Origin of the sequence: Peribacillus sp. NPDC097197 (genome assembly GCF_050278025.1) — a bacterium.
Taxonomy (GTDB): domain Bacteria; phylum Bacillota; class Bacilli; order Bacillales; family DSM-1321; genus Peribacillus.
Genome location: NZ_JBNNST010000010.1, coordinates 123,133 through 148,631 on the forward strand (window position 1 = coordinate 123,133; position 25,499 = coordinate 148,631).

The window sequence follows — 25,499 nt, forward strand, 5'->3', positions numbered from 1 at the left end:
TATCATTTTGGAATAAAAAAATCCTGAATTGTTACTTTTGGTATATGGGTGACGAATAAAACTTTAGAAAATTAATAGATTTATAAGGCAAAGTATTTATTAAAGTGATAGATTTAACTTTGGATATAATTTATCGAATAATCTAATCAAGGTAATTTCGTAGTGTGAAAGTCTTTTCGATGAAATAGAGCACTTTTATATTATAATTTTGTGTTAAGAAAGTTGTTTGATGATGATTAGTCGTGAATAATGAAAAATTGAAAGAAGGTTTTGTATTTGAAAAGAAATATTTGGGTAAAAGTTATTTTCATGCTGATGTTAGCGTTATCGGTATCATTAGGCAGTACAGCTCAAGCGGAAAACACAGATTCATTAGTTGAGGAGAGTGTGGCTCCTCAAAGCATTACACTAAACAAATCAACTGTATCAATCAAGTTAAATAAAACGGCTCAGTTAACAGCGACTGTAAACCCCGCTGATGCTACTGATCAAAGCATAAACTGGACTAGTGCAAACCCTAAAATTGCAGTAGTAGATGTAAGTGGGAAAATTAAACCGGTTAATGCAGGTACCACTACTATTACTGCTACAGCAAACGGCAATCCATCTATTAAGAAAAGTATCACAGTAACTGTATTAAAAGTGCCAACAAGTTTGAAGTTGAGCAAAGCATCTTTAAATATCACAAAGAAACAAACAGTAAAAGTAACGGCGACCGTTGCTCCATCGGATGCTACAAATAAAACAGTTGTATGGAAAAGCTCCAACACTAAGGTGGCAAAAGTAGATTCAAAAGGTAATATCAAAGGAATCGCGAACGGTTCTGCTACCATTACGGCGACCGCAAAAGATAATAGTGACGTTGTGAAACAAGTAAAGGTGAAGGTCTCTACAAAAACTGTAAAAGTAAATAAAACAAGCTTAACTGTAACAGCAGGTAAAGCAGGACAGCTTACCGCAACTGTTTCCCCATCCGATAGTATGGATAAAACAGTGAAATGGACAACCTCGAATAAAAAAATCGCAACGGTTAGCAGCAAAGGTAAGGTTACGGGCAAAGCGAAAGGAACCGCAACCATTACAGCAAATGTTAAAGATGCTAAAGCGGTTAAGGTGAAAGTAACGGTTAAATCACCAATTGTGGCAAAGTCTGTAAAGGTAAATAAGACTTCAGCTACCATCGTTCAAGGAAAGACATTAACCTTATCTGCAACAGTGAGTCCAAGTAATGCGGTAAACAAAACAGTGAAATGGTCGACTTCCAATAAAAAAATCGCAACTGTCAGTAGCAAAGGGATAGTTAAAGCCGTTGGTGTAGGGACAGCAAAAATTACGGCTACCACTACAAATGGCAAAAAGACATCGGCAACGATCAAAGTGAAAGCAAAACCTTACGTGAAAAACTTACATGCAGGAACTTGGAAAGCAGGCACGGATATTAAAGCAGGACGGTACAAAATCACGACAAATTCAGGCAATGGAAACTTGTTCATATCCGGAAAAGACTATTACTTAAATCGTGATATAAATGATATATTAACTGGCGAAGATGATGGCTTTGGAGTAAAAGTTATTACGACCGATATTAAGTCCGGGGACAAAATTAAAATCATGGGTTTGAATAATGTGAAATTCACGCGTGTTTCACACGTTCTATCAAATACTCTGACTGCCGGTTACCATACAGTCGGAAAGGATATCAAAGCCGGAAAGTACAAAATGACAACGTCTAGCGAAGCAGGGAATTTGGTTATCTACAGGGGAAGCAATCTTCTGGTAAACGAGATCCTTTCAAAACACGCTGATGAATATACTGTTAAAAGTGTGACTAAGACACTAAAAGCGGGGGATCAAATTAACATATCAGGTTTAGACAAAGTGGTTTTCACTAAAAAGTAAGATCTATTTTAAACGTGTGAGTCTTTATAAAAATAGAGAAACAGGTGGAGAGGAACGGTTGGTTTTTCTCCGCCTGTTTTGTTTTCAAGAGTAGATAAATGATGTATTCGTGATCCTCAATCAGAATTATTAAATCGTTATCCAAAGATAAGATGACACTGAACTTGCCGACAATTTCTTTACTTAAAGCTGATAAAGATTGTGGCTGTTAAGGGGAACGATTTCATTCACTCTAAATCATAATAAAAAAAGAGCTGTCCCAATAGCCGAATTCGACTTTTAGGAACAGCTCTTTTTTTATTATAAAACTTTTTTCACTTCTTGGTATTCTTCCTCTGAAAAAACCCGCGAGCGTGTGATGAAATGTTGGTCTTCCACGCTATCAAGTGAGAAATCCGGGCCTCGTCCTTCAGTTGCATCGATGATCAGTTGCGTGTGCTTCCAATAATCGTATTGGCTTTTATGCATGTAGAAGGGTACATCGCCAATCGCACCGAGATGGATGTCTGCATCCCCCAGTTGAAAATCTCCTTCTCTATAGCACATCGGAGAAGATCCATCACAACAGCCGCCGGATTGATAAAACATGATAGAGCCATGTATTTTTTTAATAGAGTCTATTAATGTAAGTGCTTCGTTCGTTGCAATAACACGTTCTACCATGTTTGATCGTATCCTTTCGATTTAGAAGAATCCTTGAGCGTCTTTAGCGTAGCTTACTAATAGACATTTTGTTTGTTGATAGTGATCAAGCATCATTAGGTGGTTTTCACGGCCGATACCTGATAATTTGTATCCACCGAATGCTGCGCCAGCAGGATATTGGTGGTATGTGTTTGTCCAAACACGACCAGCTTCGATTCCACGACCAGCACGGTAAGCGATATCTCCGCTACGAGACCATACTCCAGCTCCTAAGCCGTAAAGAGTATCGTTTGCGATTTCCATTGCTTCATCGAAGTCTTTGAAAGTAGTAACAGCAAGAACTGGTCCAAAGATTTCTTCTTGGAAGATACGCATTTTATTGTTTCCTTTGAAAACAGTCGGTTTGATGTAGTTACCAGTTTCAAGTTCTCCATCAAATTTGTTTTCTTCTCCACCGATAAGTAATTCAGCGCCTTCTTCTTGTCCAAGCTTGATGTAAGAAAGGATTTTTTCTTTTTGTTGATTAGAAGCTTGAGCACCCATCATTACTTCAGTATCAAGTGGGTTACCAACTTTAATTTGTTTAACGCGTTCTAGTGCACGTTCCATGAATTTGTCATAGATTGATTCTTGGATAAGAGCACGTGAAGGACATGTACAGATTTCGCCTGAGTTCAATGCGAACATAACCATACCTTCGATTGCTTTATCTAGGTAAGCATCATCTTTATCCATTACATCTTCAAAGAATACGTTAGGTGATTTACCACCAAGTTCAAGTGTTACAGGGATGATGTTTTCAGTTGCATATTGCATGATTTGGCGACCAACTGCAGTTGAACCAGTGAAAGCAATTTTAGCAATACGTGGGTTCGTAGCAAGTGGTTTACCAACTTCGATACCGAAACCATTAACGATGTTAAGAACACCAGCAGGGATGATATCTTGAATTAATTCAACCAACACCATGATAGAAGCTGGAGTTTGTTCAGCTGGTTTCATGACGATACAGTTACCAGCAGCTAGAGCTGGAGCGATTTTCCAAACAGCCATTAGGATTGGGAAATTCCAAGGGATGATTTGTCCAACAACACCAAGTGGCTCTTGGAAGTGGTATGCTACTGTATCATTATCTATTTGAGTTGTGCGTCCTTCTTGAGAACGAATGGCACTTGCAAAGTAACGGAAGTGATCGATTGCCAATGGAATATCGGCATTCAATGTTTCACGTACAGCTTTACCGTTGTCCCAAGTTTCAGCAACAGCGATCATTTCTAAGTTTTCTTCTAAACGGTCAGCGATTTTGTTTAAAATGCGAGCGCGTTCAGCAGGAGTAGTTTTTCCCCAAGCAGCTTTTGCAGCATGTGCAGCATCTAATGCCAATTCGATATCTTCAACAGTAGAACGAGCAGCTTTTGTGAATACTTTACCAGTTACTGGTGATTTATTTTCGAAATATTGGCCTTTAACGGGTGCAACCCATTCTCCACCAATAAAGTTATCGTATTTTTCTTTGAATTGTACGACAGAACCTTCTGTATTAGGATTAGCATAAATCATAGTTGTATTTCTCCCCTTTAATTGGTTTAGAAAACTAACCCCGATGAACACGATTGCTTGAACAATGATAGAGGAATCATCCAGGTCTGCTTTCTATCTTTATAATCGTCTTTTTTCGACAAAAACACAAGCAATAAGAACTAGAAAAATAGATTACTAATAGCATTTTTGTAAAAATGTGGCTAATTTTGAAAGGGAATCGCCCTAATTATTCCATAATTTTCTCGATATTTCCTGTTCTTAGAAACACTGAAAAAAGAAAGTTATTTCGGAATATTTCCTATTATTGGCCGATCAATTCTCCCGAAGGGGCTGTCCATTGTCATTAAATCAGAGCCATCTAACTAGGAAAGCAAGGGGATTTCGGAAATAGTATCAGGAGCCTTATGATTTTAATGAATGACAAATAGATTGAGTAGTAACCAACCTTCCTTTCCCTTAGCTTTTCTTATCTGGAAGAAACCATACTGGGAATAAGGAAACTAATCGAACTATCGCTAAAGATCGAAAAATACTTATACTGGATCAATACTTTTCTTATATAATGTTAAAGTGATTTGAAATGATTTTTTTACTTGAAGAATTATGATCGATCATACATATATAGGAGGGATACGGTATGAAGAAATTTGGGTTTATCTTTTTAATGGTAATGATGGCGATGCTTGCAGCCTGCTCATCTGATGATGATAATGCATCGAAAAAAGATGAAGAGGGGGCATTGAAGGTCGATAAAGGCCTCCTAAATGTAGAAGTGACATTGCCTGCTTCATTCTTTGAAGGTGAGGACATCGATAGCGTCATTGCTGAAGCCAAAAAAGATGGTGTAAGTAAAGTGACGAAAAACGAGGACGGATCATTAATGTATAAAATGCCGAAGTCTAAGCATAAGGAAATGATGAAAGACTTAGAAAAGAATGCGGAAGAGACAATGGAAGAGATGAAGAATGGCAAAGATTATCCATCCATTAAAGAGGTCTCCCATAACAAGGCGTTTTCAAAGTTTACTTTAGAAGTGGATAAAGAAACATATGAGAATGGTTTCGACGGTTTTGCCGCCATGGGACTAGGGATAACTGGCATGTACTATCAAGTTTTTAATGGAGCAAGCCCGGATGAGTATAAAGTTACGATATCGGTTAAAGATGCGGCGACTCAAAAAGTCTTTGACGAAGTCGTCTACCCGGATGATTTAGAGGGTGAGGAAGAAGCCAAGTAACTTCCTGCGTGTTAAAAAGTATGATATGAAGATAAGAGGCATGAGAGTACAGGAGAAATCCATACATCTCATGCCTTTTTACATGTACAAAGGCTAATATCCGTATTTTTATATGAGGTCACCTAATTGATGATTATTTTGATTATTCACTTTTTAGTCAATATCAGCTAAATGTTGGATTTGCAACAAGCCGATAAAATTGATGGTTTGTTTAGTTAATCAATCATTTTACACTAAGTTTCACAACAGTTGTTGTAAATTTAAAAGAATTAGAGGTAATTATTATGACTAAGGTGTTATTCATTACAGCAAATCCAAATGATGAAAATCGTTCGGCTAGTATGGCAGCAGGAAAAGCATTTATTGAAACATATAAAGATACAAACCCTACGGACGAAATCGTGACCGTAGATTTATTTAAGGAAGAAATTCCAAATTTAGATGCAGATGTTTTCAGTGCTTGGGGAAAACTTCGTGCAGGACAGCCAATGGACGCTCTTTCAACTGAGGAATTAGCGAAAGTTAGTCGCTTAAACGAGATTCTCGATCAATTTGTTTCAGCAGATAAAATGATTTTCGTAACGCCGTTATGGAATTACTTATTCCCAGCAGTTCTGAAAGCATACGTTGATGCCGTAGCAGTACCTGGTAAAACGTTTAAATATACAGAAAAAGGTTCTGAAGGCTTACTTCAAGGTAAGAAAGTGCTTCACATTCAAGCCCGTGGTGATTTTTATTCAGAAGGACATCCTCTAGCTCATTTAGAGTTAGGCAATCGCTATTTAAAACAATTGATGGCCATCATGGGCATTACTGAATTTGAAGGTTTATTTATAGAAGGTCATGATGCAATGCGAAATAAAGCGGAGGAAATTAAAGCAGCAGGCATCGAGCGTGCAAAGCAATTAGCCCAAACCTTCTAATCGTCTATTATCTTTATATTGCAATTCGTGGTTCATATGAATGGACCACGAATTGCTTATTTTTTTTCTGGAAATTCTTCTGTTATAATCGGGTCATTCAATTCATCCAACAAGTATTAGAAATTATAGTGTTTTGAGAAGGTGGGTACGAATGAAAAAACAAGATCCACGAATCCAACGGACAAGGCAAAGTATAATGAATGGTTTTATGAGACTGATTAAACAAAAGGAATTTAGTGATATTACCATTGCTGATATTACACAAGAAGCAAAGATTAACCGTTCAACGTTTTACTATCATTTTATGGATAAATACGATTTAATCGATGAGATTCAAAGAGAAGTTCTTACGAAAGAAATTTTTAAAGAAGTAGCATTACAAGAAGTCATCGATGAACAAACGATTATTATGTCGCTACAGGCTATTATGAGTTCTCAAATAGATTTATCCCTACAATGTCAACATGCTCTTGAAGAATTTAAATCGAAAATGGACCATGAAATTAAACAACGATTGACGGAAACTTTACAAGCCTTATTAGATAAAGAGTATGGTGTGAAGGAAGAACATTATTTACTTGCTACATTTTGGAGTTGGGGCATTTATGGTGTGGCAATGGCATGTGTAGAGGGGAAAGAAACTTTGCATACGGCGGTAAACCGTTTGACAACTATGATTTTAGGCTAGTGTGAAGGTCACCCATATAGAACGGGTTAAGAAAAGACAGAGGCAATCAATTCTTCAAGCCATCATTCACCGGAGTTTTTCTTATGATGTTTTCTGATACAAAAAGAACTGTCCATGTCATGATGGGCAGTTCTTTTTGCATCATTCATAATTCCTTTCAATTACGAAATGGGAACGGTCTCCCCTGAAGTAGGTTTTGGAGTATTCGATGACGCTCTGGTCGGCCTCGTACGTATGGGTTTCAAGCGAGAAACAGGGAGATCCATTGGGAATTTCCAGTTTTTCTGCAATGGACTCGTCGGCGAGGGCCAGTTCCAGATGTTCGATGGTCTTCAGGACTTTGAGATTAAACTGGTTTTTAAGCAGTCGGAAAAGGGATGTTTCACAGGCCTTCATATCAAGACCGGGTGTTTTATGCCACGGTAGGTAGGCGACTTCGTATTGAAGGGGGACGGAATCTACATAACGCACCCGAACGAGTTTATTGATGGGATCACCAATATCAAGGTCGAATCGTTTGGCAAGGGATGCGTTTGCTTCAATGACCGTTAAACCCAAGACCTTGGTGGAGGGGTTTTTCCCCTGCATCATGACCTGATCGGAAAAGTTTTCAACTGTGCTGGTAAGTGTTTGGCGTACTTTATTTTCTGAAACGAAGGTTCCCTTACCTTGAATCCGGTACACATACCCTTCCACGGTAAGTTGTTGGAGGGCTGTTCGGACGGTCGTCCTGCTCACTTCGAATGATTTACAGAATTCTGCTTCGGTCGGTAATTTAGTGTTTGGCTGATAATCCCCATTCTTTATCATTTGAACGATGGATTCCTTTACGGCAGAATGAAGGGCTGTCACTTTATTCGTGGTTTTCAACATGCTTCCTCCTAGACATTTTTCGCTACTTCTAGAGTATATCTTGTTACAACAAGAATCAACTATAAAGTTATTTGTAGTAACAAATTTAAAATTTGTATTGAAATTAGATATAAATGACTATACAATGGAATATATAGGTAATGACCAATGTTCCACTCAAAAAGGAGGAGATACATTCGTAAAAGGTGAAATAAGAAAAGGAAGCACCTATTTACATCAAAAATACAGAATATTTAGAAATGAAAAGGGGAGAAATCTATGAATATCTTATTATGTTGTTCTGCGGGAATGTCTACGAGTTTACTAGTGACGAAAATGGAGAAAAGTGCGAAGGAACAAGGCATAGATTGCCACATATGGGCAGTGTCTTCTACTGAGGTGGACAGAGAAATGGATAAGGCAGATGTTGTTTTACTAGGGCCACAGGTTAGGTTCCTGCTTTCTAAGATGAAGCAAGCAGGCACAGCAAAAGGCATTCCAGTCGATACAATCAATCCGATGTTCTATGGTTTGTGCAACGGGGAAGAAGTGCTCAAACAAGCTGTTACTTTGATAAAAGGAGAATAAGGATATGATGACTTTCATTGATAAGTACATTATGCCGGCTGCAGTCAAGTTGGGGAATAACCGACATCTGTTGGCCATTCGTGACACGTTGATTGGAATGATAGCGATTACAATTATCGGATCGTTCGCGGTTTTATTGAATAATCTAGGGCAAATCATCAAGCCATACGGAAGAATGATGGAAGCCATTTTCGGTCCTACCTGGACGACGCTTGGCAATGACATTTCATTCGGTACCTTTGCATTCATGACCATTTTTGCCGTTTTCGGTATATCTTATAAACTTGCTAAATCTTATGGAGACGATGGATTCGAGGCGATGCTCATTTCGGCGGCCTGTTTCTTCTTATTGCTTCCACAGATGGGATTGGTCTCGCTGACGGTTGATAACAAAGTCGTATCAGGCGAGGCAGCTGGCTTCATCAGTACCAATTACTTTAATGCAACCGCTCTCTTTACGGGAATTGCCGTTTCCCTTATTGCGACGGAGATTTTTGTAAGGCTTTCCAAACTCAAATTCTTGGTGATCAACATGCCGGAGGGTGTACCTCCTGCAGTAGGGCGCTCGTTTGCCAAATTGATTCCAGGCATGGCAACCATTTTCATCATCGGGGTGTTCGGATTGCTTTTCCGTATCGCAACGAATGGCCAGATCGTGAATGACTGGTTAAGTAAAGTGATTGTATCTCCGATGCAAGGGGCCGTGGATTCACTGCCATTCGCCATCCTTCTTGTCTTTTTCGTTCATATTTTATGGATGGTGGGTCTTCATGGACCGAACATCCTTGGTGGAATCACGACACCGCTTTTTGAAAGTTCTGGCGTAAAGAATATTGATCTGTATGCAAAAGGCATTACAGATATGGACCAATATGGCGTCTTGGCCGGCTCGTTTCTTGATGCTTTTGTTTATCTAGGTGGATCGGGCGGAACGATGGGCTTGATCATTGCGATGATCATAGCCGGTAGAAGGCGGTATAAACAGATGATTGGGCTTGGTGGGGCCCCGGGACTTTTCCAAATCAACGAACCGATTCTTTTTGGGCTTCCCATCGTATTGAATCCAATCTGGTTGGTTCCATTCGTTCTAGGACCTATCATTACTACAGTCATTTCGTACTTAGCGGTGAGCAGCGGTCTGGTCTTCCCGATTGTAGCCAAAATCCCATGGGTGACCCCGCCGATTGTCGGAGGATTCTTGGCGACAGGTGGCCATGTTTCGGGGGCTGTCCTGGCAGGAATCAATCTCGTCATTTCAACCGTAATCTACTTGCCGTTCGTGTATGCCCAAGTGAAAATTGACTCGAAAAATAAAACGGAGCTTACAAAGGATTCGGAATCAGAATCAGTAAGTCTTTAAGAAAGAAGTGGGGAACATGGAAAAAGAAGAATTATATCAGTTATCTTTCCAACTTGTTTTACACAGTGGAAATGCACGGAGCTTTGCGATGGAAGCCTTGCAAGAAGCCAAGAAAAAAGATTTCGAAGCAGCCAGGCAGAAAATAGCGGAGGCGGAGACGGAATTATTGCAGGCACATAAATTTCAGACTCAGTTGATTCATGCGGAAGCGGGTGGCGAGAAATTAGATATCCCGATTATCCTGATACACGCACAGGATCATTTGATGACGGCGATGACTTTGAAGGATTTGGCGGTTGAAATGATTGAGATGAGAGAAGAGTTTCTTGGAGCCAACAAGATCAAGGAGGGGACAGCGGAATGAGTAAGGGGTTGAAAATCGTTACGATAGGCGGAGGTTCAAGTTATACGCCGGAACTGATTGAAGGATTCATTAAATATTACAAGGAGCTTCCTGTAAGTGAAATCTGGCTCGTGGATATAGAAGCTGGCAAGGAAAAGCTTGAAATCGTCGGCGGGCTGGCAAGACGGATGGTGGAAAAAGCGGGAGTGCCGATTGATATTCACTTAACGCTTGACCGTAAGAAAGCTCTAGAGGGTGCCGACTATGTCACGACCCAATTACGGGTCGGGCAGCTGGCTGCGAGGGCACTTGATGAGAAAATCCCGCTGAAGCATGGGGTCATCGGTCAGGAAACGAATGGACCAGGCGGGTTGTTCAAAGCATTTCGGACGATTCCTGTCATTCTTGACATCGCCCGGGAGATGGAAGAGATTTGCCCGAATGCCTGGTTGATCAATTTCACGAACCCTGCCGGCATGGTCACGGAAGCCGTTCTTCGTCATAGCAACATCACTAAAATCGTCGGTCTATGCAATGTGCCGATCGGGATGGAACGTGGTGTCGCCGAGTTGATGAAGGTGGAACCGGACCGGGTGCGGATTGATTTCGCCGGATTGAACCATATGGTATACGGGTTGGATGTATTCGTGGATGGAAAGAGCGTGAAAGAGGAAATTATCGATATGATTTCAGACCCGGATAAAGCGGTGACGATGAAGAATATCCATGCGATGGGATGGGAGCCAGAATTCCTTCGTGCATTGAATTTATTTCCTTGCCCATATCACAATTATTACTACAAAACGGGAGATATCCTGGCTCAAGAGCTGAAGGATGCAGAAAATGGGGAAACAAGGGCTGAGGTCGTACAAAAGCTGGAAACGGAACTATTTGAACTATATAAAGACGTCGATCTAGACATCAAGCCACCACAACTTGAAGAACGGGGCGGCGCTTACTACAGTGATGCCGCGGTTCGGTTGATCCATTCCATGTATACGGATAAACGTGATATACAGGCGGTCAATACGATGAATTATGGTGCGATTGAAGGCATCCCGTACGATTCAGCCGTTGAAGTGAGCTGTGTGATTACGAAGGATGGTCCAAAACCGATCACGGTAGGTGAATTACCGGTAGCCGTTCGCGGACTCGTCCAGCAAATTAAGTCCTTTGAAAGGGTGGCTATCGAGGCTGCCGTAACAGGCAACTATGATACGGCCTTGCTTGCGATGACCATCAACCCACTAGTTCCAAGTGACCGGGTGGGGAAATTGATTCTGGACGAAATGCTCTTGGCGCATAAGGAATTTTTGCCGCAGTTCTTCCGGAATAAGGAATTACAAGGAAGCTTTCATGATTGAAGTGCTGGTCAATGCTGATGATTTCGGGTTTTCACGGGCTGTGAATTACGGCATATTGAATAGCCACAAAAATGGAATAGTCAATTCGGCGACCATGATGATGAATGCAAAAGCGACCGATCATGCCATCAGAATTGCCAAAGATCATCGCACGCTTAAGGTGGGCATCCATCTTGTCCTGACATGGGGACGGCCGCTGCTACATGATGTGCTTAGCCTTGTAGACAGAGAGGGAAACTTCAAAAAGCAAGCTGAGGTATATGGGAACCCGGGTAGTATTTCCTTGGAAGAGTTGGAGAGGGAATGGTCTGCCCAGATTGATAAATTCATCGACTTGGGGATGATGCCGACCCATTTTGACAGTCATCATCATGTCCATGCGATCCCGGCCTTTTGGCCGGTCGTGAAAAAGCTTTCCGCCCATTATGGGCTACCAGTCCGAAAAGCGGGACCCCATTTTCAGGACATTGAAACAGTGACCGATACATTCCTTGACGATTTTTATGGGGAAAAGGCGGCCGTCGATTACTTTCAAACCCTTAACGAGCGGATTAGTGAGGGCAAAAGCGTGGAGGTCATGACCCACCCAGCCTACCTGGATGATGATTTGCTCCAGCATTCCTCCTACAATCAAGAAAGGCTCAAGGAAACGGCCATCTTGATGAAAGCCACATTGCCGGAAGGATTCATTCTCCGGTAATGATCGGTTCAGGAAGGCCCATTAAGACAAAAAAAGCAATCGGATCTCAGTTTTCACTGAGGTCCGATTGCTTTTTTTTATACTTCTTTAACCACTACGGGTTTAACTTCGGCAACTACCAGCTTCTTGAATGCGAGGCTGACAACCATCATCACGATAAAGTTCACAGCCAAGGCGATGATTCCGACATTCAGATCCTTCGCTGCTTGTGGCAAGGATGGGAACAGCGTGCCGATTGTCGATTGGCTGATGGTGATATAGGTGACGATGGCCAATCCACAGATGATACCCGCTATTGCCCCATATTTATTGATAAAGTTCTTCTTTTTCAGGCTGAATAACAGGGACGGGAATAGTTGTGTAATGAAGCTATATCCCATCAAGATCAAAGCAGACATCGTTTCTCCGCCGTTTAAGGTGAAGTAAACGGATATGAGTGCAATCACGGGAACGAGTAACTTGGCCAAACGTACCACATGCCGGTCTGATGCTCCAGGATGGAGTTCCTTATAGACATTTTTCGCAAGGAGCGTAGAGACGCTCATCAACAGCATCGATCCTGGTACTAATGCCGTCAACATGCCAGCTGCACCGATGACTCCTATAAACCATGGATCAAAGGTCTGTATCGCAAGGCGCAATAAAGAAAGGTCCGCATCGGCGCCTTCCAGTCCAGGCACTTTCAAAATAGCGGCAAATCCTACAAAAAAGACAAATAGTAACATGAGCGTATACAGTGGACTGATGATGGCATTTTTACGAAATGTTTTTCCGCTCCGGGCCGTATAGACGGCACTGAATACTTGGGGCCACATGTAAAAACCAAATACGAGCAAGATGACGGTCGAGATGAACCACGAAACGCTAAGACCTTGTTCGGGCAGCGTCAGGAAACCTGGTTTGGCGGCATTTATGGTTTCGAACATCGGTTGAAGACCACCAAAGTAATGAATTGGAAGATAAATGCCCAGGAATGCGATGATGACGATCATCATGATGTCCTTGATGACGGCTGTCCAGGCTGATCCGTGAATGCCTGAAATCATGACATAAATGGTCAGGCTGATAGCTCCAAGCCACACAGCGGTGGACATGGAAATGGCGCCATATGATGCTTCGGAAACAATGATCCCTAAGCCTTTGAGCTGTACGACGACGACCGGAATCATCGATACCACGCCGACAAGGGCAGCAAGAATCCCTAGAGTTGGGCTCTTGTATTTGCTTACGAAGAAATCGGATTGTGACATAAGCCGATTTTCTTTTGCGTATTTCCAAATGGCCGGAAGTAGCCAATAGGATAATACATAAGACAAGGTAATATAAATGAGGACGTATAAAGCGGGAGCACCCTTTCCATAAGCCCAGCCGCTTCCTCCAAGGAAGGAGAAGGTTGTGTAAATTTCCCCTGCCATCAATAGAAAGACGAATATGGCGCCAAAACCGCGGCCGCCCACCGTCCATTGTTCCAGGTTCATGTCTTTTCCTTTTGTCGAACGGATCCCAAGAAAAATCGATAAAAGTAAAAATGCTAAAATAATGATAAGAGCAATATTCATTCTTCTTCACCTTCCCGGTTCCTAGGATCCAACTTATACATGACGGCTAGAGTGACGGAAGTGAGCACGACCCACATCGCCATCCAAAACATATAAAAAGGCATCCCCAATACATAAGGTTCTACTTTATTAACAAAAGGAAGAAACCCTAATATGCCGATAAAAGGAACGAGTGTAAGAATATATAATACTTTCATGAAGCAACCCCTCCATTCTAAATATGTTTCACAGATTATGATGTTTTTCTAAAAAAATGTTTCCGTAATACCTAGTACCTTACACTAATTCGATAAAAAAATTAATAGTGTGGCAGAAAAAAATATTCGTCACGCTTCATTTTACTCTCTCATTTAATCACAGGAAAATGGGATAGGAAGGTAGACTTCCGTATCCCAAAATTCCTCGTTCATTTTTTTCGATAGTTATATATGACAACTAAAAGAATGAACCAAAGCGGTGTCAGCAATAATGACGGCCTGGTCGCCTCAGCAAACAGCATGACGATCAAGATGAAGACAAACAGCCCTAATATTACATAGTTGATGAAAGGTGTTAAGGGAGCCCTGAAAGTGGACGTAGCCCTTAAGTCCGGACGTTTTTTCGTATACCTGATATGGGAAATCAAGATGATGCTCCAGACCCATAGGAAGCAGATTGCACTAATCGTTGTCACGATGGTGAAAGCTTGCTCCGGTATGATTTTACTTAATAATGCCCCAATGGAGACGACGATGGTGGACGTAACCAATGCATTACTCGGAACAGCACGTTTATTTAATTTCTTAAGTTTAGCAGGTGCTTCGTTATTGTTGCTCAAGGTATAAAGCATGCGGCTTGTTGAAAACAATCCACTATTCCCGGCAGAAGCGGCAGATGTCAACACGACGAAATTGATAATCCCTGCAGCAACCGGAATCCCGATCAAGGCGAAGACCTCCACGAATGGGCTGCTTGCGGCATCGAGCTGTGTCCATGGATTGACGCAAAGGATGACGGTGATGGCACCGATATAGAAAAGCAATATCCGGACAGGGATCTTATTGATCGCTGACGGGATATTTTTTTTCGGATTGGCGGTTTCGGCCGCTGTCACCCCAATGATTTCGACACCAACAAAGGAGAAGACGACTAGCTGTAGGGAAAGCAAAAAGCCGGATGCGCCGTTCGGGAACATGCCCCCATGACTCCAAAGGTTGTTGAGGGAAACGGTTCCTGTATCGGTTTGGAAACCAATGATGAGTAAGACGATTCCCACAACGATCAAGGCGACGATCGTGATGACTTTAATGAGGGAGAACCAGAACTCCAATTCTCCGAATAGCTTCACGGTCAACAAATTCAATCCTAGTAGAATCACCAAGCAGGCAAGTGCAGGGATCCATTGCGGAATGTCGAACCAATATTGCATATAGACCCCGACAGCGATGATATCGGCCATGGCCGTCATGATCCAACAGAACCAGTAGGTCCAGCCAGTCACGAAACCAGCCCACGGTCCGATGTATTCCGTGGCGAATTCGGTGAATGAGGAATATCCCGCGTTGGACAACAGCAATTCCCCTAAAGCCCTCATGACGAAAAACAAGGCAATCCCGATAATCAGATACGAAAAGATAATGGAGGGTCCCGCCAACTGTATGGCTTTTCCGGATCCCAAAAATAACCCGGTCCCGATGGTTCCTCCTATGGCGATGAGTTGTACATGTCGATTTTTCAAATCCCTTTTCAATTCTTGTTTAGCCAATTTGTGCGCCCCCGTTGTTATAATTCTTGAATGTGAAGTGCATGGTCCGTTGATTCCAATCGATCACCAGGGCAATGAATCTGTCCAGTTTAGTAGCGATTTCACTTCGTTTTTTTAGTGATGATTGAAAAAAGACAATAAAAAAAGAGATTGGAAGCTACCAATCTCGAAAGGTTAAAGAATAACAAATATTCGTTACTCTTCTGTCCTTTTGCCTGAGATTGTGAATCCTTCGGCGCTGCACGTGTGTACAGTCTCTCCAGAAGCTGCTCCTGCTATAGTGTGATCCATAGCATTCATCGCTTGCTTAGTATGTGGTTGTCAATAAATGGCCACTGTTAAAGATGAAATTCTTTTTAGCAACTCATTTACTCTTTTAAAATAATAATGGAATTCTATCACTATTTTGATTTTGGGTCAAAGGGATATATTGTAAATGTGGTGGGGGTGAATCTATATGCTAACTTTGATGCCAAGAAACGATGCGAACCCCGAATCAGTTTGATAAGGACATTTTTTCATAGTCCCTTTTAAGAATGGCCATGATGATTTCGTCCGAATATTTTCCGTTGAAGTATAAAGACTCTCGTAAAATCCCCTCTTTGATAAAGCCAACTTTTTCATAGGCTCTTATTCCACGTAAATTATGGCTGAATACTTCCAGTTGCAGACGATTTAAAGCCAATTCTTCAAAAACAAATGCTAAAACAAGTCGGATAGCTTCTGTACCATACCCTTTACCCGTTAATTCAATGGCATTCATCGAAATTCTAAATCCTGCCTTTTTGTCCTCTTCGTCCATATCAGAGATGGATAATTCCCCGATCATTCGATCGCTTTCGTTTAAGCAAATGGCTAGATCATGGCGTGATAGATCTTCACGTACATTCTTTATATGACATTGAAGCTGCTCTAAAGTGAATATAGATCTTGTTCCTGTCATATACCGTATTTCTTCATCCTTTGTATTTTCTAAAAGGATAGGTGCATCCGATTCTTTTAAATAACGGAGATAGATTCTTTCTCCTATTAATTTCATTTTCTTTTCACCTCCGTCGATACTTACTATCAATAGTACATAGGATTCCTTCACCCGTATAGGGAAAGAACAATTACCAATCATGTCCTCCTATCCATTACTTCTAGACGGCCAAAAGTGTTTTTCCTAAAAGTACATTTGTATTTCTACGGAATATTTATTATTATAAGATAAGGAAATGCTTTTGTGGGTAGAGTACTTTAGGAAGCATTGTAAATCTATTAAATTACTTATCTTAAATAAGGATTAGAGAATCGTCATTTTATGCTTGTACATCTGGGGGAGTTATCATGTCAAATAAAGAATTAACTAGAGGGCTGGAGGCACGTCATATTCAGATGATTGCCTTGGGCGGTACGATCGGTGTTGGGTTATTTATGGGATCTGCCAGCACAATTAAGTGGACGGGCCCCTCTGTCATGCTGGCTTATGCCATCGCGGGACTTTTTATCTTTTTTATCATGCGTTCGATGGGGGAAATGCTGTACCTGGAGCCTACTACGGGCTCATTCGCAACGTTTGCGAGTGATTATATCCATCCATTAGCAGGATTTGTAACTGCTTGGAGCAACTGGTTCCTATGGGTGTTGGTCGGCATGTCTGAAATCATTGCCGTAGGATTATATATGAATTTTTGGTTCCCTGAACTGCCGGCTTGGATTCCGGGAGTAGTGGCCATGGTCATCCTTGGCGCCGCTAACCTCATTTCCGTCAAATCCTTCGGTGAATTCGAATTCTGGTTTGCACTGATCAAGATCGTTACCATCATCTTGATGATCATTGCCGGTCTAGGTCTTATCTTTTTCGGGATAGGGAATGGTGGGGAGGCAATCGGCCTTTCCAACCTATGGGCTAATGGCGGTTTCTTTACGGGGGGATGGAAAGGTTTCTTCTTTGCCCTTTCCCTTGTTGTGGCATCTTATCAAGGCGTTGAACTTATCGGGATCACTGCAGGTGAAGCAAAGGATCCGAAGAGGACCATTACAAAAGCGATCCAAACGATCATTTGGCGTATATTAATCTTCTATATCGGCGCGATTTTTGTCATCGTCACGGTATTTCCTTGGAATCAATTAGATGAACTTGGAAGCCCGTTTGTATCGACCTTTGCCAAAATAGGCATTACCGCAGCCGCGGGCATCATCAACTTTGTCGTGATCACGGCGGCGATGTCAGGATGCAATAGTGGGATTTTCAGTGCAGGGCGCATGCTTTATACCCTTGCCTTGAACGGGCAAGCGCCAAAGATCTTTGCAAAAATATCGAAAAGCGGAGTGCCGGCCTATTGTACAATCGCTGTCATGTTGGGCTTGGCCATTGGTGTTGTCCTGAACTACCTGGCTCCACCGGAAATATTCCTGTATGTGTACAGTGCCAGTGTACTGCCAGGGATGATTCCATGGTTCGTGATTCTTATTAGTGAGCTTAGGTTCAGGAAGGTACGAGCTGAGGAAATGAAAAACCATCCATTCAAAATGCCTTTTGCGCCGTATACCAACTATGCAACGATTGCATTCTTACTATTGGTATTGGTCGGCATGTGGTTTAACCCGAGTACGCGACTTTCCTTGATTGTGGGCATCGTTTTCCTAGCAATCGTTGTAGCCTGTTACTACCTACTGAAAATGGATAAGCGGGTACCGTTAGACATGAAGGCGAAAGAGGATGTATCTGCGTAATATAGAGTGTCGGAAAAAGTTATGCTTCGTGCATAGCTTTTTTTGTTTGACCGATATAGTGAGGGGATTGACCGATAAAAGTGGCCATTTGACCGATAAACCTTCCAACTTGACCGATAAAATGAGAAATTGACTGATATATGTAATTTATTGTAATGTTGGGCGCTTGAATATAAGATGAAGAGAAGAAATATACATAAAAGAAGGTGATTCGATTGAGAAAAGTGGAGAGGATTTTTAGCATTAACTCTCTGGTTAAGGAATTATGGGAAAGCCAGCCGGATATGAGATTCCTTCAATTGTTGGATTGGATAGAATCGGAGTACTCGAAACAGAATGGGGGATTTGGGCAAGGAAATTTGTTCAAACGGGATTCATATCAAGCCGAGGAGCCTTTTTCTTATATCGATTTATTTTATCTTGAGGACGAGCTGTTAGAGCAGTTTTTATTGCAGTTGGTAAAGGATACTGAGACTAGGCTTAGGCTTGAGAAGGTTCAGGCTGAAAAAGGGAGTAAACATTGGATTCAGCAATTCGTAAATAACAGGCAAGGGGAATTGAACCATCTTATTTTGATGAGTTCGCCTTCCTTGCTGACTTTCCTTGCCAAAGAGCGGACCATCCAGTGGAAGTCCCCATTGCGGGAAACGGGTTACCAAGAATACAGAAATGAATTTTTGGAGCTTGAAAGTGTGAGGCGGGGCAGACGAATCGAGCTGGAGAAATATTGGCCAAGGATGGGGCCGCAATGGGATGGATATGCCACGGTGGCAGGGAAAGATGGTCAAAAAGGGTTTTTGCTAGTGGAAGCGAAGGCCCATTTGAAAGAAATGACTTCATCGAGACGGGCAAAGGATCTGGACAGTAGATTCCTGATAGAGAGTACCATGAAGGAAACGATGGAGGCCATGGGTTCCCGGGCCCCTATGGAAGTCTGGCTGAACCGTTATTATCAGTTGGCGAATCGTTTGGCTTTTTTATATATATTGAATGAGAAAATGGGGATTCCAACGTGGCTGGTCCTTGTGAATTTTCTTGAAGATGATACCCATATACCTACCGGTTCTGTGGAATGGGTAGAACATTACCAAGAAGTTTTTAGCGAAATGGACATTACATCCGAATCGAACCCATTATTTGATAAGATCGTCACGGTCTATCCAAGTTGTAATTGATGTGTGGGAAAACTTAGGGAGAGTATAATCATCGGCTCTCCCTTTATTAATTGGTACTTATTGACAATGGTAAAAATATGAATTATACTTTTAATTAACCAGTGGTCAACAAGGGGGATATCATGTCACCAAGAAAATCCGTTACACAGGAATTAACACGTGAAATGATAATGGACGCAGCACGGAATCTCTTTGTGGCGAAAGGGTATCAGCATGTTTCCATGAGGCAGATTGCGAAAGAATTAGGGTACAGCCATGGCGCTCTTTACTATCATTTCAAGAATAAAGCGGAGTTGTTTTACGCGTTAGTGGAAGAACATTTCGCCATGCTCGATCAAAAACTGGATGATGTGATGCACCAAGCCATCCCAAATGGGGAAAAGCTAGAGAACATTCTTTTGGGCTTCATTGAATTCGGGCTGACATACCAAAGCCATTATGAAATCATGTTTTTGATCAAGGACGAAGAAGTACAGAACTTCATCAATCAAGGGCCACACAAAACCTATGAAAAATTCGCCCAGATTATTTTCTCTTTATGTGAGAACAAAGTTTCCATCCAGCATATTTACAGCATCTTTTTATCCTTGCATGGTTTTGTCACGCATTATTGCCGTCATGTCACGACGTATGAGGAAGTAAAGAATCTAGCTGTGTTGCACGTGAAATTTTTAACAAAATCAATTAGCTGATTTTTTTTTACCATGTATTGACCAGTGGTTAAATAAAAGGGAGGGCGTCCATTATGAAAAAAGCATTGGTAGTAGGAGCTTCAGGAGGAATGGGGTATTCGATCGTCAAGGAATTATCAAACAGGGGGATCTCGGTGACGGCCTTTGCACGCACCCGCAGTAAGCTGGAAAAACTTTTCGGAAATGATTCGAATGTGACGATCCATACGGGAGATCTATTTCAAGTGGAGGATTTAGAAAGAGCAGCCCAAGGTGTTGACGTCATATTCCAATCAGCGAACATTCCCTATTCAGAATGGGATGAGAAGTTAGTGGTCATGATGTCCAATATTATGGAAGTGGCAAAAAAGAATGAAGCGAAACTTGCCTTTGTCGACAATATTTATGCCTATGGACGCAGTTCAGGGAAAAGCGTGACTGAAATGACGGTTAAACATCCCCACACGAAAAAAGGAAGCATCCGCCTGAATGTCGAAAACCTGATTAAGGAATCAAACATTCCTGCAATCATTGTTCACTTTCCTGATTTCTATGGTCCTAATGCGGAAAGTTCTTTACTGCATTATACGCTTAATAATGTCATTAAAAATAAGAAGGCCAGTTATGTGGGTGACCAAAACATTGCCAGGGAATTCATATACACCCCGGACGGAGCAAAAGCCATCGTTGAATTGTCCCTTAACGAAGAAGCGTACGGTCAGAACTGGAATATACCCGGTCATGAAGTGATTACTGGAAAAGAACTAATCAAGATCATTCGCGACATAACGGATTATCAAAAAGGAGTATCCACCATTTCAAAGAAGATGATTCAATTCTTGGGGATCTTCAACTCCCAGATGCGTGAAGCGGTCGAGATGTATTATTTGAATGAAGAACCGGTTGTATTGAACGGGGAAAAATACGAAAAGCTGATTGGACCGGTGCCTCGGACTTCTTATCGTGAAGGGTTGATCGAGACGGTGGAGTATATGAAAAGCCATGCATGAAAAAAACACGGCGTAAGAACGCCGTGTCGGTAATCCCTATAATCAACCTTTCCCAGCTTCGAATCCAGGGTATTTGGTCATGCCGCCATCCGCATATAGTGTCAAGCCGGTGACGTAGCTGGATTCCTCGGATGCGAGCCAAACCGCACATGCAGCGATTTGTTCCGGTTTTCCGATATAGCCCATCGGAATCAGGTCGATGACTTCTTGTGTCGCCTTTGGATCATTGAATTTCTCGGCGTTAATCGGTGTATCGATCGCTCCAGGGGAAATGTTATTCACGCGGATTCCTTTTGGCGCATATTCAAGGGCAAGTGTTTCGGTCATCATTTTGACGCCACCTTTACTTGCTGCATAGTGAACAAAATGTGGCCATGGAATTCTGTCATGAACCGAAGACATATTGATGATGTTTCCTTTAATATCATGTTCTAACATATAACTGATTGCATCCCGACTTGCTAAAAACATGCCGGTAAGGTTGACGTCGATGACCTTTTGCCAATCTTCTAGCGTCAGTTTTTCGCTTGGCACTTCATTTTCAATGCCTGCATTGTTGATCATGATGTCGATGGTACCGAATGTATCCACTGCAAACTGAATTAATTTCTTCACATCTTCTTCTTTTGTAACATCGCCTTGAATGGCTGCGGCCTTCCCGCCTGAAGCTTCAATCGTTTGAATGATTTCCTTATAGTCGTTCTCTTCCGAATGATAATTTAAGACAACTCGTGCTTTTTCCTTTCCGAAGCGTTCCGCCATTGCTTTACCTAATCCTGTTGCGGCCCCTGTGATTACGACTACCTTGTTCTCTAAATCTGTATACATACTATATCCTCTCCCTTATTTATTCTTTTGTGAATCCAATCATGACGCCACCGGCGATGACTAATATACAACCGATGATGACATAGGTCATTTGTTTCTTTGATTTTTTCTCTCCTAATAGGAAGATGCCGCCTAAAGTGGAAATGACGATACCCATTTGCGAGAATGAAAAGGCAATCGCAACGCCCACTTTTGGATTAGCGAGAAGGAGACCGATATTCCCGGTCGCCCACATGATCCCAGTTAAGATGTTGCGTCCGGCATATTTGTTGAATGGTTTATGTTTAATGGATAGAAGGAAAGCTGCAATAAACATTCCGATCGCTTGTGGCAAGATAGCCGACCACCCGTCAATGTCAAACCATCTGACGACGATGACATAGGTGACAAAACCAAGAGTGGAGACGATCAAGTAAAGGATTCCTTTTTTCATGCTGCCTTCATTTTTTCCTCTACTACCTTCATAGCTTGTCAGCAATACACCCGCAATCAAGAAAATGATGGCAATCACGCCAAGGATGATCGTCGAAGTGGTGTTCCACTCCTTAAAGACGATAACCGCAAAAAATGTATTTCCTAGTATTTGCAATCCGGTTGAAATGGGAACGGTTTTGGAAACGCCCATTTCCTTGACACTGTTGAACTGAAAAAGTTGACCGAACGCCCAGCCAATCCCTGAAATGATTCCGACAATCCAGATGAGGCTCGTCCATTCGGGGGGATTGATGACCGACATCACGATGGCAAACAATAAAGAGCCGATGGTGATACCGAGTGTTTGGTTATATGAGTTGCCCCCGAGTTTTTCGGAAACAAGTACCAAGCTTCCCCACGTTAATGCGGGGATAAGTGCATAGAGAAAACCTTCCACAAAATCCATCTCCTAAGTTACAAACATTTGTATTAATGAAAAGTACTAGTTATTTAGTTAGCTACTAATAAATTTCCCTCGTTTTCTAAAATGAAAACATTTTTTTAATATATTAATTTAGATACATGATTCGTTTCTCCCGAATCAATGGGCTGAAAAATAAACCGGTTTATGGTATTTTTAATTAAAATTAGTTAGGAGTGGGAACATGACGACATTACATGAATGGTTTGAAAAGGGGATACCTGCAAAGGAATTTGTGGAGTCGATGAAAGTGAATAAGGAAGGCTTGCAATCCGTATACGAGCGTTTTTCCATTTCGGAAGAAGACCGTGCATTTTTCGAAGAAGTAAAAGGGAAAGAGCTGAGAGCGATTGTCATTACAGAAGATTGGTGTGGCGACGCGATGATGAATATCCCGATCCTTTTGAACATCGCACAGGCAGCGAATATAGATACGCGGATGATTCTGCGGGATCAAAACCTTGAGCTGATGGATCAGTACTTAACGAATGGAACGGCACGATCGATTCCCATCTTTATTTTCATCGATAATCAAGGGAAGGAAAAAGCAGTTTGGGGCCCTCGAGCACCTAAAGTACAGGAGTTCGTAATGGAATTGCGCAAGGATTTGCCAGCTAAGGAAGACGAACATTTTGAAGCGGCACAAAAGGAGCTTTTTAAGAAAATCGGGGAATCTTATGCCCAAAACGAACAGCTTTGGCAAGAAGTGTACAGCAGCATTAAAGAAACATTGACGAAGGCGTAAACCACTTGCATCCCCGTTTTTAGCGGGGATGTTTTTTTCTTAACCTTACAAAGTTTTGATTCTTTCCTCTTTATTTTCAGTATGTGATGCGACCGACATGCCCAAAGCCGGGATAGCTGCCAGAGCAACGGTGATAGCGGATAAACTAAAAACCGTGAATAGCGAAGTTATTTTCAGTAATGGACCGGATGAAGCCGTTCCAATTAAGAGGAATAGAATGAAGATGGGCGTGATAATGCCATTTGTTCTACCGATGAATTTTTCTTCCACAAGTTTAATCATCATGGTGCTTAAGAGTATTTGCATGAACGCCATCATGAAGGCGGTGATGAATCTCATCGATGCCGTTAAAATAAAGGAAGTGGACAGTACTTCGATAACGGTGGAAAGGGCTAACAATAAAAACGTACCAACAAACGTCACCCTCACATGAAGACGATTAACTAAAGTGGCCGCGATGATTCCCCCAATCAGTAAACCAGCCCCTGCTGCAGCGGATAACCATTGAAGGGCTTCTTTTGGCAATTGTAGCCTATCCGTGATCAGAAAAACCTCGAGCGGTTGTACCAGGCCTGCTCCAAGACCCAAGAAACAAAAGGTCAGGGCGATTCTTTTCAAATTGTGATTATGGAGTACATAGTGAAAGCCTTGTTTAATTTCTGTAACGATCGTCGAGTCAGCCTGTTTTTCCTTTTTGGCATCCTTCGGTAAAAAGAGCGTGATGACCGTGGATAATCCAAATGTAAGAATTAACAAGGAAAGGGAAACCGAAATGCCAAAATTCGAATAGACGGCCGTACCGATGATGGGTCCCAGAATCAAGAACAGGGAACCTAGGCTTTGCACGATGCCTATCGCCGAACCGACTTGATCTTCAGGGATGTGCCGTTTGAAAATCTTCGCGGAAGAAGGCTGTGAAAATTGGGAGACGATTGCTGAGACGAATGTGGCAAAGAAAACGGCTTCCCACATCCCGAATGAGATGAAACCTAAAATGATTAGAATCGAAACGATGCTGAGCAGCCCGCCGCTAATGATCGTCTTCTTTGGATTCCAACGGTCGGCAAAGGTTCCGCCTATAAAGGAAAATAAGAAGATGGGGGCGTACTCGATGACAGTGATAAGGGATATCGCGACCGGATCCTGATTCGTTTTTTCGATAATGTAAAACAAAACGGCCATATTTCGAATCCATATGCTGATTTGATCAAGCATATCCGAACTCAACATGATCCAGAAAACCTTATTTTTCAATAATTGGTTCATCCACAAGCAGCTCCTTCTTAATTAATCTGACCGTTCGGTTTAATAAATTCCTAAAAAAGATCGTTCTACAGGACTATCGTTAAATAATCGAGGAACATCCTTTCTTGGGAAAAGGATAAGAAAGGGATGTTGTTCCTCTTAGTGTTTCGAAATGCCTTTTAAAAAGACGTCCACGCTTTTGTGATATAGTCTCCTGATTTCAGGAAATTCCATCTCGTAATAGGTGGCATGTAATCCGGCATGCATGCCAAAGAGAATGTACATAAGGTCTTTGGGATTATCTTCGATGAACGCCCCTTCTTTAATTCCCTGGTCAATGACGGCTTCATACGTGTCATAATACTGACTGCGATAAATTTCTAAAATATGCGCAAAAATCTCAGGGTCAGCCGTTTCACTTCCGCCAAATTCCTCAGCGGCTTTAATTAATGGACTTTGCAGATCTTCAAGATAATGGTCTGCCAATGCATATAATTTCTCTACACTCGTGCGGTAGTTCTTTTGCTTGATGTTCCAGGCGCGCTTCCACTCGTCGGCGTTATTCTCGACGATGTACAAGAAAAGTTTTTCCTTGCTTTTGAAATGATAATAAATGCTCCCTTTACTGCTTTCGGAGACGTTTGTGATGTCTTCCATTGACGTAGCGGCGTATCCCTTTTGGGCAAACAATTTTTCTGCTTCTTTAGCTATCTTAAGCTTAGTGGGAGAGGGGGTACTTTGTTGTTTCATGTCAGATAAGCCTCCAAT

25 protein-coding genes and 1 riboswitch are annotated in these 25,499 nt (G+C 41.9%); of the genes, 14 read left to right on the forward strand and 11 right to left on the reverse strand.

What is annotated here, in order from left to right; all coding sequences use genetic code 11:
• Positions 1-309: 309 nt before the first annotated feature.
• A complete protein-coding gene (locus ACQKL6_RS14580) occupies positions 310-1,899 on the forward strand; it encodes an Ig-like domain-containing protein (RefSeq protein WP_427651363.1) in 1,590 nt (529 codons plus the stop codon).
• A 300-nt stretch (positions 1,900-2,199) separates the two neighbouring features.
• Here ACQKL6_RS14580 and ACQKL6_RS14585 read toward each other — a convergent pair whose 3' ends face one another.
• Complete coding sequence (locus ACQKL6_RS14585) at positions 2,200-2,562, reverse strand: DUF779 domain-containing protein (RefSeq protein WP_402871643.1); 363 nt, start codon at positions 2,560-2,562, stop codon at positions 2,200-2,202.
• A gap of 21 nt (positions 2,563-2,583) precedes the next feature.
• On the reverse strand, positions 2,584-4,104 hold the full coding sequence (gene exaC / locus ACQKL6_RS14590; protein WP_402871640.1) for an acetaldehyde dehydrogenase ExaC: 1,521 nt from the start codon (positions 4,102-4,104) through the stop codon (positions 2,584-2,586).
• Between the two features lie 619 nt (positions 4,105-4,723).
• Between exaC and ACQKL6_RS14595 the strand changes: the two genes are divergently transcribed.
• The 3 genes from ACQKL6_RS14595 (at position 4,724) to ACQKL6_RS14605 (ending at position 6,934) form a co-directional block, all read left to right on the forward strand.
• Positions 4,724-5,323, forward strand: coding sequence for a hypothetical protein (locus ACQKL6_RS14595; protein WP_427651364.1), 600 nt, complete (start codon positions 4,724-4,726; stop codon positions 5,321-5,323).
• A 284-nt stretch (positions 5,324-5,607) separates the two neighbouring features.
• Positions 5,608-6,246 (forward strand): FMN-dependent NADH-azoreductase, encoded by a 639-nt coding sequence (locus ACQKL6_RS14600; RefSeq protein ID WP_427651365.1) that lies wholly within the window; start codon positions 5,608-5,610, stop codon positions 6,244-6,246.
• Between the two features lie 151 nt (positions 6,247-6,397).
• Positions 6,398-6,934: a TetR/AcrR family transcriptional regulator gene (locus ACQKL6_RS14605; RefSeq protein WP_427651366.1), complete on the forward strand. Its 537-nt coding sequence runs from the start codon at positions 6,398-6,400 to the stop codon at positions 6,932-6,934.
• A 141-nt stretch (positions 6,935-7,075) separates the two neighbouring features.
• Here ACQKL6_RS14605 and ACQKL6_RS14610 read toward each other — a convergent pair whose 3' ends face one another.
• Positions 7,076-7,804: a GntR family transcriptional regulator gene (locus tag ACQKL6_RS14610; protein ID WP_402871628.1), complete on the reverse strand. Its 729-nt coding sequence runs from the start codon at positions 7,802-7,804 to the stop codon at positions 7,076-7,078.
• A gap of 261 nt (positions 7,805-8,065) precedes the next feature.
• Here ACQKL6_RS14610 and ACQKL6_RS14615 point away from each other — a divergent pair, with 261 nt between their 5' ends.
• Genes ACQKL6_RS14615 through chbG form a run of 5 tightly spaced genes read left to right on the forward strand, consistent with a single transcriptional unit; the run spans position 8,066 to position 12,141 of the window.
• Positions 8,066-8,374, forward strand: a complete 309-nt coding sequence (locus ACQKL6_RS14615; protein WP_402988978.1) for a PTS sugar transporter subunit IIB — start codon at positions 8,066-8,068, stop codon at positions 8,372-8,374.
• 4 nt (positions 8,375-8,378) lie between these two features.
• Positions 8,379-9,734, forward strand: coding sequence for a PTS sugar transporter subunit IIC (locus ACQKL6_RS14620; protein ID WP_402871622.1), 1,356 nt, complete (start codon positions 8,379-8,381; stop codon positions 9,732-9,734).
• 16 nt (positions 9,735-9,750) lie between these two features.
• Complete coding sequence (locus ACQKL6_RS14625) at positions 9,751-10,098, forward strand: PTS lactose/cellobiose transporter subunit IIA (RefSeq protein WP_402871619.1); 348 nt, start codon at positions 9,751-9,753, stop codon at positions 10,096-10,098.
• Positions 10,095-11,441 carry a 6-phospho-beta-glucosidase gene (locus ACQKL6_RS14630; RefSeq protein ID WP_427651367.1) on the forward strand — a complete coding sequence of 449 codons (1,347 nt, stop codon included), beginning with the start codon at positions 10,095-10,097 and terminating at the stop codon, positions 11,439-11,441. The genes ACQKL6_RS14625 and ACQKL6_RS14630 overlap by 4 nt, the downstream gene beginning before the upstream one ends.
• Positions 11,434-12,141, forward strand: coding sequence for a chitin disaccharide deacetylase (gene chbG, locus ACQKL6_RS14635; protein WP_427651368.1), 708 nt, complete (start codon positions 11,434-11,436; stop codon positions 12,139-12,141). The genes ACQKL6_RS14630 and chbG overlap by 8 nt, the downstream gene beginning before the upstream one ends.
• 77 nt (positions 12,142-12,218) lie before the next feature.
• On the opposite strand, the gene ACQKL6_RS14640 is transcribed toward chbG, so the two are convergent.
• The 4 genes from ACQKL6_RS14640 to ACQKL6_RS14655 all read right to left on the reverse strand — a co-directional run bounded on the left by ACQKL6_RS14640 (position 12,219) and on the right by ACQKL6_RS14655 (position 16,483).
• Positions 12,219-13,700 carry a sodium:solute symporter family protein gene (locus ACQKL6_RS14640; RefSeq protein ID WP_403079904.1) on the reverse strand — a complete coding sequence of 494 codons (1,482 nt, stop codon included), beginning with the start codon at positions 13,698-13,700 and terminating at the stop codon, positions 12,219-12,221.
• The gene (locus tag ACQKL6_RS14645; protein WP_402871609.1) at positions 13,697-13,897 is read right to left on the reverse strand and encodes a DUF3311 domain-containing protein; all 201 of its coding nucleotides are present in this window, start codon (positions 13,895-13,897) and stop codon (positions 13,697-13,699) included. The genes ACQKL6_RS14640 and ACQKL6_RS14645 overlap by 4 nt, the downstream gene beginning before the upstream one ends.
• Before the next feature lie 209 nt (positions 13,898-14,106).
• A complete protein-coding gene (locus tag ACQKL6_RS14650) occupies positions 14,107-15,444 on the reverse strand; it encodes an amino acid permease (protein ID WP_403079902.1) in 1,338 nt (445 codons plus the stop codon).
• Positions 15,445-15,637: 193 nt separating this feature from the next.
• Positions 15,638-15,717: riboswitch (glycine riboswitch) on the reverse strand.
• A gap of 223 nt (positions 15,718-15,940) precedes the next feature.
• The gene (locus ACQKL6_RS14655) at positions 15,941-16,483 is read right to left on the reverse strand and encodes a GNAT family N-acetyltransferase (RefSeq protein WP_427651393.1); all 543 of its coding nucleotides are present in this window, start codon (positions 16,481-16,483) and stop codon (positions 15,941-15,943) included.
• Between the two features lie 290 nt (positions 16,484-16,773).
• On the opposite strand from ACQKL6_RS14655, the gene ACQKL6_RS14660 reads away from it, so the two are divergent.
• From ACQKL6_RS14660 to ACQKL6_RS14675, 4 genes are all read left to right on the forward strand, one after another.
• Positions 16,774-18,162 (forward strand): amino acid permease, encoded by a 1,389-nt coding sequence (locus ACQKL6_RS14660; RefSeq protein WP_427651369.1) that lies wholly within the window; start codon positions 16,774-16,776, stop codon positions 18,160-18,162.
• A gap of 215 nt (positions 18,163-18,377) precedes the next feature.
• The gene (locus ACQKL6_RS14665) at positions 18,378-19,337 is read left to right on the forward strand and encodes a hypothetical protein (RefSeq protein WP_427651371.1); all 960 of its coding nucleotides are present in this window, start codon (positions 18,378-18,380) and stop codon (positions 19,335-19,337) included.
• Positions 19,338-19,459: 122 nt separating this feature from the next.
• Positions 19,460-20,029 carry a TetR/AcrR family transcriptional regulator gene (locus ACQKL6_RS14670; protein ID WP_427651372.1) on the forward strand — a complete coding sequence of 190 codons (570 nt, stop codon included), beginning with the start codon at positions 19,460-19,462 and terminating at the stop codon, positions 20,027-20,029.
• Positions 20,030-20,082: 53 nt separating this feature from the next.
• Positions 20,083-21,018 (forward strand): SDR family NAD(P)-dependent oxidoreductase, encoded by a 936-nt coding sequence (locus ACQKL6_RS14675; protein ID WP_427651373.1) that lies wholly within the window; start codon positions 20,083-20,085, stop codon positions 21,016-21,018.
• Between the two features lie 42 nt (positions 21,019-21,060).
• Here the strand turns inward: ACQKL6_RS14675 and ACQKL6_RS14680 are convergent, their stop codons facing one another.
• Together ACQKL6_RS14680 and ACQKL6_RS14685 are read right to left on the reverse strand one after the other, a co-directional pair.
• Positions 21,061-21,846, reverse strand: a complete 786-nt coding sequence (locus ACQKL6_RS14680; RefSeq protein WP_402988958.1) for a glucose-1-dehydrogenase — start codon at positions 21,844-21,846, stop codon at positions 21,061-21,063.
• Positions 21,847-21,865: 19 nt separating this feature from the next.
• Positions 21,866-22,717 carry a GRP family sugar transporter gene (locus tag ACQKL6_RS14685; protein ID WP_427651374.1) on the reverse strand — a complete coding sequence of 284 codons (852 nt, stop codon included), beginning with the start codon at positions 22,715-22,717 and terminating at the stop codon, positions 21,866-21,868.
• 208 nt (positions 22,718-22,925) lie between these two features.
• On the opposite strand from ACQKL6_RS14685, the gene ACQKL6_RS14690 reads away from it, so the two are divergent.
• Positions 22,926-23,486, forward strand: a complete 561-nt coding sequence (locus tag ACQKL6_RS14690) for a thioredoxin family protein (protein WP_402871568.1) — start codon at positions 22,926-22,928, stop codon at positions 23,484-23,486.
• Positions 23,487-23,531: 45 nt separating this feature from the next.
• On the opposite strand, the gene ACQKL6_RS14695 is transcribed toward ACQKL6_RS14690, so the two are convergent.
• Complete coding sequence (locus tag ACQKL6_RS14695) at positions 23,532-24,752, reverse strand: MFS transporter (protein ID WP_402959050.1); 1,221 nt, start codon at positions 24,750-24,752, stop codon at positions 23,532-23,534.
• Positions 24,753-24,890: 138 nt separating this feature from the next.
• A complete protein-coding gene (locus ACQKL6_RS14700; protein WP_402959052.1) occupies positions 24,891-25,481 on the reverse strand; it encodes a TetR/AcrR family transcriptional regulator in 591 nt (196 codons plus the stop codon).
• Positions 25,482-25,499 lie beyond the last annotated feature (18 nt).